Here is a 13,234-nt window from a genome sequence, read left to right as displayed (position 1 = left end):
CGGCAGCGGGCTGACTCCGAGACTGAAAGTCAGCCCGCTGTGCATGACGCTAGACCGCCCTCAGCGAGTGTCGAGGTACCGCGCGAGCACTCGCTCGCTGGGGTGGTTGCAGAAGACGTAGCTCCGTGCGCCGACATTCTGGTAAACGCCGAACTTGTAATAGTGCCCTCCCGTGTAGGACGAGCAAGCGATCTGGATTCGGTGCTGTCCAGTTCCGAAGGCGCATGAGCTGTATCCGCCGTACAAGCGGTCGGCGTAGGCACTCCCAGTCGTGCATCCGCCTGGCGCCGCCTGGGCGACGCCACCAAGTCCGACGACGACCGTAGACGCCATCAACATCATCACGAGAGCGATTCTCCGAAGCACTGGTCCTCCATGGGTGATGTGGATCACAACACTCGCAACTTAGCGCAGTTAGACCGTTACGTACACCCCGCCGCTAACTCACTGTGAGTTCACGGACACAACACAGCGGCCCGGTCCCACGGGGGCCGGGCCGCTGTGTTTCGCGTGCGGGTCAGCCGCGCGCCGGGCCGATGCCCTGGGCGTTGAGACCCTCGATGATCCGGGCGGACTCGTCGAAACCGATCACCACGATCGCGTCGGGGTTGAGCTCGACCATGTCCTGGATCTCGGCGTCGAAGTTGGCCGCGGTGGGGTCGTAGATGACCAGCTCGATGCTGTCCTCCGCGAGCCCGCTGCTGACCAGGTTCTCCACCGTGTTCTCCGCGAGGCCGGTCCCGTACGAGTCGTTCCGGGCCAGGATGCCGACGGTGTTCGCACCGTCCTCGATGATTAGGTCCGCGAGGGCGCGGGCCTGCAGCGTGTCCGGCGGGGCGGTGCGGAAGTACAGGCCGCCCTCGTCGTACGTGGTGAACTCGTCGGAGGTGTTGGCCGGCGAGATCTGGACGACGCCGGCGCCGGTGATGGCGTCGATGACCGTACGCGTCACGGCCGACGAGGCCGCGCCGACGATCACGTCCACGTTCTGCTGGAGCAGCGCGTCGACCGACTGGGTCGCGATGTCGGTGGAGGTGTCACCGGAGTCGCGCTGGATCAGCTGCACCGGCTGCCCGAGGACACCGCCGGTCTCGTTGATCTCCTGGACGGCCAGGTCGGCGCCGGCGATCTCCGGGGGGCCGAGGAAGGCGAGGTCGCCGGTCTGCGGCAGCAGGGTGCCGATGATCAGCGGGTCGGTCGTGGTGGTGCCCGGCGCCGCCGGGGCCGGACCTTCGTCGGACGCGGCGTTGGCCTCGTCACCGGCGAGCACGTACTCGGTCTGGTCGGCGGCGATCGCGTTGTCCTCGCCGAACTGCAGGATGCCGAAGCTGGCCACGGAGGGCTCACCGGGCGCGGCGAAGGCCAGCGGGCCGGAGACGCCCTCGTAGTCGGGGTTGCCCCCGCCGTCGACGATCTCCTTGCACGCGGCGAACGTGTCGCAGGCCTCGCCTCCGAAGGTGACCCCGTTGATGTAGGGGGCGAAGACGGCCGGGTCGGTGCTGCCGGCCAGCTGCGAGGCGATCGCGGAGATCATGATCGCGTCGTAGGTCTCGCCGGCGTAGTTGAAGTCCTGGAGGTCGGGGTTGATCTCCAGAAGCCGGTCGGTGAACTCCGTGCCGAGCTCGGTGAGCGGCGTGGTGCCCCGCATGCCGGCGAGAGCACCCTGCTCCGAGAACGACTCGCCGAGCGCGTTGCCCATGTTGCCGTCGGTGCCGTAGACGTTGACCTGCTTCTCGCCGCCGCCGTCGCCGCCGCCGCCCTCGGCCGACGTGCCGCCCTCGTCGCCGCCACCGCAGGCGGTCAACGCCAGCAGGGCAGCACCGGTGACGGCGATGCTGCGGGCAGTAGTGCCAGTGCGCATCAAGCAACTCCCAGTGTCATCAGTGCGCCCGGGCGTCGGCGCGTACGCGACGACCACCGACCGGGCGCCGATCGGTGCGCAGAACCTAGCTTCCGGAGTGGAGGTTGCACCCCCATGCGGGGCGACCGTGATGAGGTCGTGATCTCGCCCACCGCACCGGGGACCAGGAGGGACACCGGGTGACCATCCGATTACGGATAAGCACGGCAGGCTCAGCCGACCGCGCCGACCGGTATCAGGCGGTGCCCTCCGCCGTCGTCGCCGCCAGGATCGACTCCGCCAGCGCCTTCATGCTCGTCCGCTGGTTCATCGCCGTCCGCTGGATCCACCGGAAGGCCTCGGCCTCGGTCATGCCCTGGTCGGCCATCAGCCGGCCCTTGGCCTGCTCGACGACCTTGCGGGTCTCCAGCCGCTCCTCCAGGGTCCGGACCTCCCCGTCCAGCGCCGTCATCTCGGCGAACCGGCCCCGGGCCACCTCGATCGCCGGCACGAGGTCGTTCTTCGAGAACGGCTTCACGAGATAGGCCATCGCGCCGGCGTCGCGGGCGCGCTCGACCAGCTCGCGCTGGCTGAAGGCGGTGAGCACGATGACCGGCGCGATCCGCGCCGAGGCGATCCGCTGCGCGGCCGACAGGCCGTCCAGCACCGGCATCTGGATGTCCAGGATGACCAGGTCGGGGCGCAGCTCCTCGGCGTGTTCCACGGCCTGCTGGCCGTCACCGACCTCGGCGACGACGCGGTACCCCTCCTCCTCGAGCATCTCCTTGAGGTCGAGGCGGATCAGCGCCTCGTCCTCGGCGATCAGAACCCGGATCGGCTCGCTGCTCACAGGACGGCAGCCTATCGACGTCGGCCGCCCCGCACCGCCCCGCTACTCTTCTCGGGGCCGGTCGCACCCGGCACGCCCCCGTACCCCAATCGGCAGAGGGAGCGGATTCAAAACCCGCGCAGTGTGCGTTCGAGTCGCACCGGGGGCACTGTGCTCATCGTCGTCCTCCGGACGACACCGCGGCCAGGTGCCGTGCCCGGCCGCCGTGGAGCCCCTTCGTCGTGCCTGCGCGGACCCTCCGGGCCCACTCGGCACGACCGCGCTGCAGGGTGGCTCGCGTCCCGGCGTCTTCGGGTCACCCCTCGACATGCCGCGGGGACCCTCCGGGCCCCGCTCGGCATGCCGAATAGTCTCGACTGGTGACCGAGCCTGCGCCGCACATGACGCCCGAGCAGTTCCGGCAGCACGGCCACGAGGTGGTCGACTGGATCGCCGACTACTGGACCCGCATCGGCTCCTTCCCGGTGCGCGCCCAGGTCTCCCCGGGCGACGTCCGGGCGGCGCTGCCGGAGCGGGCGCCCGAGCAGGGCGAGCCCTTCGCCGGCGTGCTCGCCGACCTCGACCGGGTCGTGCTGCCCGGCATCACGCACTGGCAGCACCCCGGGTTCTTCGGCTACTTCCCCGCCAACACCTCGGGCCCCTCGGTGCTGGGCGACCTCGTCTCCGCGGGCCTCGGCGTGCAGGGCATGTCCTGGGTGACCAGCCCGGCGGCCACCGAGCTCGAGCAGCACGTCCTGGACTGGTTCGCCGAGCTCCTCGGCCTCCCGGGGTCGTTCCGCTCGTCCGGCACCGGGGGCGGCGTCGTCCAGGACTCCAGCTCCGGGGCCAACCTGGTCGCGCTGCTGGCCGCGCTGCACCGGGCCAGCGGCGGGGCCACCGTGCGCCAGGGCGTGCAGCCCGAGCGCGCCACCGTGTACGTCTCGAGCGAGACCCACTCCTCCATGGAGAAGGCCGTCCGCATCGCCGGGCTGGGCACCGACGCCGTCCGCATCGTCGAGGTCGACGGCGACCTCGCCATGAACCCCGGCGCGCTCGCCGCCCGGCTCGAGCGGGACGTCGCCCGCGGCTACCGGCCGGTGCTGGTGTGCGCCACGGTCGGCAGCACCTCCACCACGGCGGTGGACCCGCTCGCCGCGATCGGCCCCGTCTGCCAGAAGTACGGGGTCTGGCTGCACGTCGACGCCGCCTACGCCGGGGTGAGCGCGGTCGCCCCCGAGCTCCGGGCGCTGCAGGACGGCGTCGACTGGGCCGACAGCTACACCACCGACGCGCACAAGTGGCTGCTCACCGGCTTCGACGCCACGCTGTTCTGGGTCGCCGACCGGGCGGCGCTCACCGGCGCGCTGGCGATCCTCCCCGACTACCTGCGCAACGCCGCCACCGACGCCGGCGCCGTCGTCGACTACCGCGACTGGCAGATCGAGCTCGGCCGGCGCTTCCGCGCCCTCAAGCTCTGGTTCGTCCTCCGGTGGTACGGCGCCGAGGGGCTGCGGGCGCACGTCCGCGGCCACGTCGCCCTGGCCCAGGAGCTCGCCGGGTGGGCCGCCGCGGACGAGCGCTTCGACGTCGTCGCCCCGCACCCGCTCTCGCTGGTGTGCCTCAAGCCGCGCTGGCCCGAGGGGGTGGACGCCGACGTCGCGACGATGACCCTGCTCGACCGGCTCAACGACGGCGGCGAGGTGTTCCTGACCCACACGACCGTCCGCGGGCAGGCCGTGCTGCGCGTGGCGATCGGCGCACCGGCGACCACACGCGCCCACGTCGAGCGGGTGTGGGCGCTCCTCGTCGAGGGGCACGACTGGCTGGCCGCCGACTTCGCCGAGCAGGCGGCGGCCCGCACCGCCGAGCGGGAGCAGGCGGCCCAGCGGGAGCCGGAGTCGCAGCCGGAGCCGGAGGAGGCCGACAGCCCCGCCTGACCGGCGGGGCGGGGCCTCAGCGCTCCAGGGAGCGGATGAGGCCCTGCTGCACCACCGAGGCGACGTGCCGGCCGTCGGCCGACCAGATGTCGCCGTAGCAGAGCGCCCGGCCGCCGGTCGCGGCCGGGCTGTCGGTCTCGTAGAGGAACCACTCGTCGGCCTGGACCGGCTGGTGGAACCACACCGCGTGGTCGAGGCTCGCGCCCACGTACCGGCCGCCCCAGCCACCACCGAGGCGGGCCAGCCCCGCCGACAGCAGCGTCAGGTCGCTGACGAAGGTCAGCGCCGCGGCGTGGACGGCGGGCTGCTCGGGCAAGCGGCCGGCCACGCGCATCCACGCATGGGTCTTCGTGTGCGGCGGCACCTTCGGCGCGCGGGAGAACGGGTCCTCCATGAGGCGCTGCTCGACGGCCTGGCTGATCGCCAGCGCCGTCGAGGCGTGCTCGCCGTAGGGCGCCACCAGCTCGGCGAGCGTGGGCAGCGTCTCGGCCGCCGGCACCTCGGGCATCGGCCGGGTGTGCTCGGCCACCACCGGCTGCGGCGCCGACGCGTCCGCGGTCAGCGAGAAGATCGCGACGTCTGCGCCGTTGCGCCGCTGCCAGGCGACCACCCGGCGGGTGGTGAAGCTGCGCCCGTCGCGGATCCGGTCCACCGCGTAGCGGATCTCCTCGTGCGGGTCACCGGGCCGCAGGAAGTAGGAGTGCAGCGAGTGCACCGACCGGTCCTCCGGCAGCGTGCGGGTGGCCGCCATCAGCGCCTGCCCGGCCACCTGCCCGCCGAAGATGCGCTGCAGCGGGCTGCGCGGCGTCCGGCCGACGTAGACGTCGGTGTCGGCCTGCTCGAGGTCCAGCACCGTCATGAGGGCGGCCGCCTGGCTGCCGGCGGTCACCTCCTTCACGAGTCGGTACCCACCTCGTGCACCCGGATGAGGTTGGTGGAGCCGACGGTGTTCGGCGGGCTGCCGGCGACGACGACGACGCGGTCGCCCACCTCCAGGCGGCCGATCGACAGCAGCGAGAAGTCCACCTGCGCGACCATGTCGTCGGTGTGCTCGACCGCGGGCACCAGGAAGGTCTCCACACCCCAGGAGAGCGCGAGCAGGCTGCGGACGCGGGCGTCCACGGTGAAGGCAAGCAGCGGCTGCCGGGGGTGCAGGGCGGCCAGCCGGCGCGCGGTCTCACCGGTCTGCGTGAACGTGGCGAGCGCCTTGACGTCGAGCGACTCGCCGATGTCCCGGGCCGCGCGCACGATCGCGCCGGACCGGGAGCGGGACCGGCGGGCCACCTCGGGCACCCACAGGTGGTCGCTCTCGACGGCGCTGATGATGCGGTCCATCGTCCGCACCGCGCCGATCGGGTACTGCCCGACCGAGGTCTCCCCCGAGAGCATGACCGCGTCGGCGCCGTCGAGGACGGCGTTGGCGACGTCGGAGGCCTCCGCGCGGGTGGGCCGCGAGTTGCCGATCATCGACTCGAGCATCTGGGTGGCCACGATGACCGGCTTGTTCCGCTCGCGCGCGGCCTGGACGGCGCGCTTCTGCACCAGCGGCACCTGCTCCAGGGCCAGCTCCACGCCGAGGTCGCCGCGGGCGACCATGATCCCGTCGAAGGCCTCGACGATCGCGTCGAGGTTGCGCACCGCCTCGGGCTTCTCCAGCTTGGCGATCACCGGGACGTGGATGTCCTCCTGGCGCATGATGTCGCGGACCAGGGAGACGTCGGCGGGCGAGCGCACGAAGGACAGCGCGATGAGGTCCACGCCCAGGTGCAGGGCGAAGCGCAGGTCCCGCTCGTCCTTCTCCGACAGCGCCGGCACGCTCACCGCGACGCCGGGCAGCGAGAGCCCCTTGTTGTTCGACACCTTGCCGCCCTCGACCACCAGGCAGAAGACGTCCGGCCCGTCCACCCGGACGACGCTCAGGGAGAGGTTGCCGTCGTCGACCAGGAGCCGGTCGCCGACGCGGACGTCGTTGGCCAGGTCCTTGTAGGTGGTCGAGACCCGCTCGGCGGTGCCCTCGACGTCCTCGACGGTGATGCAGACCTGGCTGCCGGTGGCCCAGGTGACCGGCCCGTCGGCGAAGGTGCCGAGCCGGATCTTGGGGCCCTGCAGGTCGGCGAGGATGGCGACGGCGCGCCCGGTGCTGTCGGAGGCCTTGCGCACCAGGTGGTAGGCGGCGGCGTGGTCCTCGTGGGAACCATGGCTGAAGTTGAGCCGGGCGACGTCCATGCCCGACTCGACGAGGGCGGTGACCTGCTCGGCGGAACTGGTGGCCGGACCGAGGGTGCAGACGATCTTCGCGCGGCGGGGCATGGTGATAACGCTAGTGCCACGACGAACTACGTGACGGGGCGGGACCCGCGTGTCGGCAGGTCCCGCCCCATTCGGTCACGCGGTCCGGAGAAGCGCGATTGTCACCGCAATGTCATCGCAGGGCGACCGCCGTGGGGGTCACCGGCCGGGGCAGCATGGACTCCCCCGTCAGCCAGGTGTCGACGCCGGCGGCGGCGGCCCGGCCCTCGGCGATGGCCCACACGATCAGCGACTGGCCACGGCCCACGTCGCCGGCGACGAAGACCCCGGGGACGGTGGACATGAAGTCGCCGTCGCGGACCACGTTGCCGCGCCCGTCGACCTCGACGCCCAGGCCGTCCACCAGGCCCTCGCGCTGGGCACCGGTGAAGCCCATGGCCAGGAAGACGAGGTCGGCGGGGAGCTCCCGCTCGGTGCCCTCGATCTTCTGGAAGCGGCCCTCGACCCGCTCGACCTCGTGCAGCAGCAGGGCGCGCACGTTGCCGGCGCCGTCGCCGAGGAACCTCTCGGTGTTGACCGAGTAGAGCCGCTCGCCGCCCTCCTCGTGCGCGCTCGAGACGCGCATGATCATCGGGTAGGTGGGCCAGGGGTTGCTGGCCTCGTCCCGCCGGTCCGGGGGCGCCGGCATGATCTCCAGCTGGGTCACCGAGGCGGCGCCCTGCCGGTGGGAGGTGCCCAGGCAGTCGGCACCGGTGTCACCGCCGCCGATGATCACCACGTGCTTGCCGCGTGCGTCGATCGGCGGATCGTCCAGCTCGCCGAGGGCCTGCCGGTTGCCCAGGGGCAGGTACTCCATGGCCAGGTGGATGCCGGCCAGCTCCCGACCGGGGGCGGGCAGGTCGCGGCCGACGGTGGCGCCCATGGCGAGCACCACGGCGTCGTGGTCGGCGCGCAGCTGCTCGACGGTCGGGTCGCCGTCCCGGCCGCTGCCGACCTCCACACCGGTGACGAACCGCGTGCCCTCGGCGCGCATCTGGTCCAGCCGGCGGTCCAGGACGGACTTCTCCATCTTGAACTCGGGGATGCCGTAGCGGAGCAGGCCGCCGATGCGGTCGGCCCGCTCGAAGACGGTCACCTCGTGCCCGGCGCGGGTGAGCTGCTGGGCGGCCGCGAGCCCGGCGGGGCCGGACCCGACGACGGCGACCTTCTTGCCCGAGCGCTCGGCGGGGCTCTGCGGCTGCACCCAGCCCTCGTCCCAGGCGCGGTCGATGATCTCCCACTCGATCTGCTTGATCGTGACCGGCGACTCCTGCAGGTTCAGCACGCAGGAGCCCTCGCACGGCGCCGGGCAGAGCTTCCCGGTGAACTCCGGGAAGTTGTTCGTCGCGTGCAGCCGCTCGATGGCGTCCTGCCAGTCGTCCCGCCGGGCGAGGTCGTTCCACTCCGGGATCAGGTTCGCCACCGGGCAGGCGTGGTGGCAGAACGGGATGCCGCAGTCCATGCACCGGGCGGCCTGGGTGCGCACCGCCGCGGTCGGGAAGAGCGGGTCCTCGCCGTTCTCCCGCCGGCTGTAGACGTCCTTCCAGTCCAGGAGGCGGACCTCCACGGGCCGGCGCGGCGGCAGCGCGCGCTCGTACTTCAGGAAACCGGTCTGGTCAGCCACGAGCTGCCTCCATCACTGCTCGATCGACGTCGGTGCCGGCGGCCTCGGCGGCCCGCCGGGCCTCCAGGGCCCGCCGGTAGTCGCGCGGCATGATCACGCTGAACCGCTCCGACCAGCGGCCCCAGTCGGCCAGCAGCGCGGCGGCCACGGTGGACTCCGTGTCCGCGGCGTAGCGCACGAGCACGTCGCGCAGCCACTGCGCGGACTCGACGTCCAGCGGGTCGACGTCGACCATCTCGGGGTTCACCCGGTGCCGGGCGAGGTCGAGCACGAAGCCGACCCCACCGGACATGCCGGCCGCGATGTTGCGGCCGGTCGGCCCGAGGATGACGGCCCGCCCGCCGGTCATGTACTCCAGCGCGTGGTCGCCGACGCCCTCGACGACGGCCAGCGCGCCGGAGTTGCGCACGCAGAACCGCTCGCCGACGCGGCCGCGCAGGAAGATCTCCCCGCCGGTCGCGCCGTAGCCGATGACGTTGCCGGCGATGACGTTGTCCTCGGCGAGGAACGGCGCCTCCCGGGACGGGCGGACGACGATGCGCCCGCCCGACAGGCCCTTGCCGACGTAATCGTTGGCGTCACCGAAGAGCCGCATGGTGATGCCGCGCGGCACGAAGGCGCCGAAGGACTGGCCGGCCGACCCCCCGAAGGTCAGGTCGATGGTGCCGTCGGGCAGCCCCTCCCCGCCGAAGCGGCGGGTGACCATCGCCCCGAGCATCGTGCCGACGGTCCGGTTGACGTTGCGGACCGGCAGCTCGAGGCTCACCGGCCGCGCGTCGAGCAGCGCGCCCTCGCACAGCTGGATGAGCGTCTGGTCCAGCGCGACGTCCAGGCCGTGGTCCTGGCCGCGCACCGCCCGCCGCGGCGTGCCCTCGGGCAGCTCGGGGACGACCAGCACCGGCGAGAGGTCCAGACCCTGCGCCTTCCAGTGGTTCACGGCCTCGCGGGTGTCCAGCAGCTCGGCGTGGCCGACGGCCTCGTCGATCGAGCGGAAACCCAGCTCGGCCAGGTAGTGCCGCACCTGCTCGGCGAGGAACTCGAAGAAGGTGACGACGAACTCCGGCCGCCCGGTGAACCGCTTGCGCAGCTCCGGGTTCTGCGTGGCCACGCCGACCGGGCAGGTGTCCAGGTGGCAGACCCGCATCATCACGCAGCCGGAGACCACCAGGGGCGCGGTCGCGAAACCGAACTCCTCGGCGCCGAGCAGCGCCGCGACGATGACGTCCCGGCCGGTCTTCATCTGCCCGTCGACCTGCACCACGATGCGGTCGCGCAGCCCGTTGGCCAGCAGCGTCTGCTGGGTCTCGGCCAGCCCCAGCTCCCACGGCGAACCCGCATGCTTCAGCGAGGTCAGCGGCGCCGCGCCGGTGCCGCCGTCCATGCCCGAGATCAGGACGACGTCGGCGTGCGCCTTGCTCACGCCCGCCGCGACCGTACCGACACCGACCTCGGCGACCAGCTTGACGTGCACCCGCGCCTGGTCGTTGGCGTTCTTGAGGTCGTGGATGAGCTGCTTGAGGTCCTCGATCGAGTAGATGTCGTGGTGCGGCGGCGGGCTGATCAGCCCCACGCCCGGCGTCGAGTGCCGGGTGCGCGCCACCCACGGGTAGACCTTGCCGCCGGGCAGCTGGCCGCCCTCGCCGGGCTTGGCCCCCTGCGCCATCTTGATCTGGATGTCGTCGGCGTTGACCAGGTACTCGCTGGTGACGCCGAACCGGCCTGAGGCCACCTGCTTGATCGCCGAGCGGCGCAGGTCGCCGTTCGGGTCGGGGGTGAAGCGGTCGGGGTCCTCACCGCCCTCGCCGGTGTTGGAGCGGCCGCCGAGGCGGTTCATCGCGATGGCGAGGGTCTCGTGCGCCTCCTGCGAGATCGAGCCGTAGCTCATCGCGCCGGTGTTGAAGCGCTTCACGATCTCGCTCGCGGGCTCGACCTCGTCGAGCGGCACGGGCGGGCGCACCCCGGTCCGCAGGGTGAACAGGCCGCGCAGGGTGGCGGCCTCCTCCGACAGCTTGTCGACCGACTCCGTGTACTTCTCGAAGACCTCGTACTGCCGCGACCGCGTGGCGTGCTGGAGCAGGAACACCGTCTCGGGGTTGAACAGGTGCACCTCGCCCTCGCGGCGCCACTGGTACTCCCCGCCGGTCTCCAGCCGGCGGTGCGCCCGCTCGGTGGGGTTGGCCGGGTAGGCCCGGCGGTGGCGCATGGCCACCTCCTCGGCCAGGACGTCGATGCCGACGCCGCTCAGGGGCGCGGAGGTGCCGGTGAAGTACTCGTCGACGACCTCGCGGGACAGCCCGACGGCCTCGAAGATCTGCGCCATCGTGTAGGAGCCGACGGTCGAGATGCCCATCTTGCTCATGACCTTGAGGACGCCCTTGCCCAGCGCCTTCACCACGTTGCGCACCGCCTGGGCGGGCTCGACGCCGGTGAGGACGCCGTCGCGGATGAGGTCCTCGATCGACTCGAAGGCCAGGTAGGGGTTGACCGCGGCCGCGCCGTAGCCGAGCAGCAGCGCGACGTGGTGCACCTCGCGGCAGTCGCCGGACTCGACGACGAGCCCGACCTCCATGCGGGTCTTCTCCCGCACCAGGTGGTGGTGCACCGCGGCGGTCATCAGCAGCGACGGGATGGGGGCGCGCTGCTCGTCGCAGTCGCGGTCGGACAGCACGATGATGCGGGCGCCGGCCGAGATCGCCTTGGACACCTTGGTGCGCAGCTGCTCCACGGCCTCGGCCAGGGCGGTGCCGCCGCCGTTGACGTCGAAGTGGCCGGTGATCCGGACGGCGGCGTAGCCGGGCAGGTCGCCGTCGTCGTCGATGTGCAGGATCTTGGCCAGCTCGTCGTTGTCGATGACCGGGAAAGGCAGGTGCACCTGGCGGCAGGACGCCGGGGTGGCGGTGAGCAGGTTCTGCTCGGGCCCGAAGGTGCGACCCAGGCTGGTCACCAGCTCCTCGCGGATGGCGTCCAGCGGCGGGTTGGTCACCTGCGCGAACAGCTGCCCGAAGTAGTCGTAGAGCAGCCGCGAGCGGTCCGACAGCGCCGCGATCGGGGTGTCGGTGCCCATCGAGCCGATCGGCTCGGCGCCGCTGGCCGCCATCGGCGTGACCAGCATCCGCAGGTCCTCCTCGGTGTAGCCGAAGAGCATCTGCCGGCGGACGACCGACTCGTGGCTGGGCCGCGAGCGGCGGCGCTCGGGCAGCTGCGGCAGGTGCACGAGACCGGCGTGCAGCCAGTCCTCGTACGGGTGCTCGGCGGCCAGCGCGCCCTTGACCTCCTCGTCGGAGACGATCCGCCCCGACGCGGTGTCGACGAGGAACATGCGGCCCGGCTGGAGCCGCCCCTTGGCGACGACGTCGGCCGCCGGGATGTCGAGCACGCCGACCTCGCTGGCCATGACCACCAGGTCGTCCTTGGTGTGCCACCAGCGGCCCGGGCGCAGGCCGTTGCGGTCGAGGACCGCGCCGATCAGCGTGCCGTCGGTGAAGCAGACGGCGGCCGGCCCGTCCCAGGGCTCCATGATCGAGGAGTGGAACCGGTAGAAGGCCCGGCGGGCCGGGTCCATCTCGTCGTGGTTCTCCCACGCCTCGGGGATCATCATCAGCACCGCGTGCGGCAGCGAGCGGCCCGACAGGTGCAGCAGCTCGAGCACCTCGTCGAAGGTGGCCGAGTCGCTGCCTCGCGGGCGCGCATGCGGTTGCGGTTGCCCTTGATGGTGTTGATCTCGCCGTTGTGCGCGATGAAGCGGAACGGGTGCGCCAGCGGCCAGCTCGGGAAGGTGTTGGTCGAGAACCGGCTGTGTACCAGCGCGATCGCCGACTCGTAGCGCTCGTCGCGCAGGTCGGGGAAGAACAGCGGCAGCTGGTCGGTGGTCAGCATGCCCTTGTAGGTGATCGTGCGCGACGACAGCGAGGCGATGTACAGCGAGCTGCCCGCGTCGACCGCGGCCCGCTCGGCCCGCTTGCGCAGCACGAAGGATCGGCGCTCCAGGCGGGTGACGCCGTTGCAGACGACGTTGCCGCCGAAGGCGCGCTCGTCGGCGCGGGCGCCCATCGTCTCGGCGACGAACAGCTGGGCGAAGTGCGGCATGACCGCGCGCGCCGTCGGGCCGAGGTCGGCGCCGTCGGGGTCGACCGGGACGTCGCGCCAGCCCAGGACGGTCAGCCCCTCCTCCTCGGCGAGGCGGGCGACGTCCTCGTAGCGGGCGGCGCGCTCGGCGTCGTCGGTCGGCAGGAAGGCGACACCGACCGAGTACTCGCCCAGCGGCGGGAGGTCGAAGCCGACCTCGGCGCGCAGCAGCGCGTCCGGCACCTGGGTGAGGATGCCGGCGCCGTCACCGGAGTTCGGCTCGGACCCGGCGGCGCCGCGGTGGTCGAGGTTGTGCAGCGCGGTCAGCCCGGCCTGCACGATCCGACGGCTCCTGCGACCGCGGGCGTCGGCCACGAAGGCGACACCGCAGGCGTCCTTGTCGTTGGCCGGGTCGTAGAGGCCCGAGGCTGCGGGGAGCGCGGAGAAGGGCACGGCCGGGGAGGGCACGGCCGGCGGCACGGCGCTGGTGGTGGCTGCCGCGGGGGCGGGAAGGTCGGTCATGTCACTCCCGTCGTCGGCGCACCGTCGTCCCTCGCGGGCGCGCATGCGGTTGCGGTTGCCCTTGATGGTGTTGATCTCGCCGTTGTGCGCGATGAAGCGGAACGGGTGCGCCAGCGGCCAGCTCGGGA

At 72.2% G+C, this 13,234-nt stretch carries 6 protein-coding genes, 1 tRNA gene and 2 pseudogenes; 2 read left to right on the top strand and 7 right to left on the bottom strand.

Annotation, left to right across the window (positions count from 1 at the left end; all coding sequences use genetic code 11):
- Positions 1–517: 517 nt before the first annotated feature.
- Together E9529_RS13870 and E9529_RS13865 are read right to left on the bottom strand one after the other, a co-directional pair.
- Positions 518–1,861: an ABC transporter substrate-binding protein gene (locus E9529_RS13870; RefSeq protein WP_236831744.1), complete on the bottom strand. Its 1,344-nt coding sequence runs from the start codon at positions 1,859–1,861 to the stop codon at positions 518–520.
- A gap of 235 nt (positions 1,862–2,096) precedes the next feature.
- Positions 2,097–2,690, bottom strand: a complete 594-nt coding sequence (locus tag E9529_RS13865; protein WP_236831743.1) for an ANTAR domain-containing response regulator — start codon at positions 2,688–2,690, stop codon at positions 2,097–2,099.
- A 74-nt stretch (positions 2,691–2,764) separates the two neighbouring features.
- Here E9529_RS13865 and E9529_RS13860 point away from each other — a divergent pair.
- Both E9529_RS13860 and E9529_RS13855 read left to right on the top strand, forming a co-directional pair.
- Positions 2,765–2,838 (top strand) — tRNA-Leu (locus E9529_RS13860).
- 211 nt (positions 2,839–3,049) lie between these two features.
- A complete protein-coding gene (locus E9529_RS13855) occupies positions 3,050–4,606 on the top strand; it encodes an aminotransferase class V-fold PLP-dependent enzyme (protein ID WP_236831742.1) in 1,557 nt (518 codons plus the stop codon).
- A gap of 16 nt (positions 4,607–4,622) precedes the next feature.
- Here E9529_RS13855 and E9529_RS13850 read toward each other — a convergent pair whose 3' ends face one another.
- From E9529_RS13850 to E9529_RS22980, 5 genes and pseudogenes are all read right to left on the bottom strand, one after another.
- Entirely contained in the window at positions 4,623–5,504 is an 882-nt protein-coding gene (locus E9529_RS13850) for an acyl-CoA thioesterase II (protein ID WP_236831741.1), read from the bottom strand.
- Positions 5,501–6,916, bottom strand: a complete 1,416-nt coding sequence (gene pyk / locus E9529_RS13845; protein ID WP_236831740.1) for a pyruvate kinase — start codon at positions 6,914–6,916, stop codon at positions 5,501–5,503. The genes E9529_RS13850 and pyk overlap by 4 nt, the downstream gene beginning before the upstream one ends.
- Before the next feature lie 112 nt (positions 6,917–7,028).
- Entirely contained in the window at positions 7,029–8,519 is a 1,491-nt protein-coding gene (locus E9529_RS13840; RefSeq protein ID WP_236831739.1) for a glutamate synthase subunit beta, read from the bottom strand.
- Positions 8,512–13,106 (bottom strand): annotated as a pseudogene (gltB, locus tag E9529_RS13835) (glutamate synthase large subunit). The gene E9529_RS13840 and the pseudogene gltB overlap by 8 nt, the downstream one beginning before the upstream one ends.
- A 33-nt stretch (positions 13,107–13,139) precedes the next feature.
- Positions 13,140–13,234, bottom strand: a pseudogene (locus tag E9529_RS22980) (hypothetical protein); the annotation flags it as partial.

Origin of the sequence: Blastococcus sp. KM273128 (assembly GCF_021698975.1) — a bacterium.
Lineage (GTDB): Bacteria > Actinomycetota > Actinomycetes > Mycobacteriales > Geodermatophilaceae > Blastococcus.
Note: the sequence above shows the minus strand (reverse complement) of the source record. Positions and strands in the feature narration are given on the sequence as shown.

Excerpts from the sequence above, each read along its gene's own strand:
- E9529_RS13870 (WP_236831744.1), bottom strand. The coding sequence starts at position 1,861 with ATGCGCACTGGCACTACTGCCCGCAGCATCGCCGTCACCGGTGCTGCC.
- pyk (WP_236831740.1), bottom strand. The coding sequence starts at position 6,916 with ATGCCCCGCCGCGCGAAGATCGTCTGCACCCTCGGTCCGGCCACCAGT.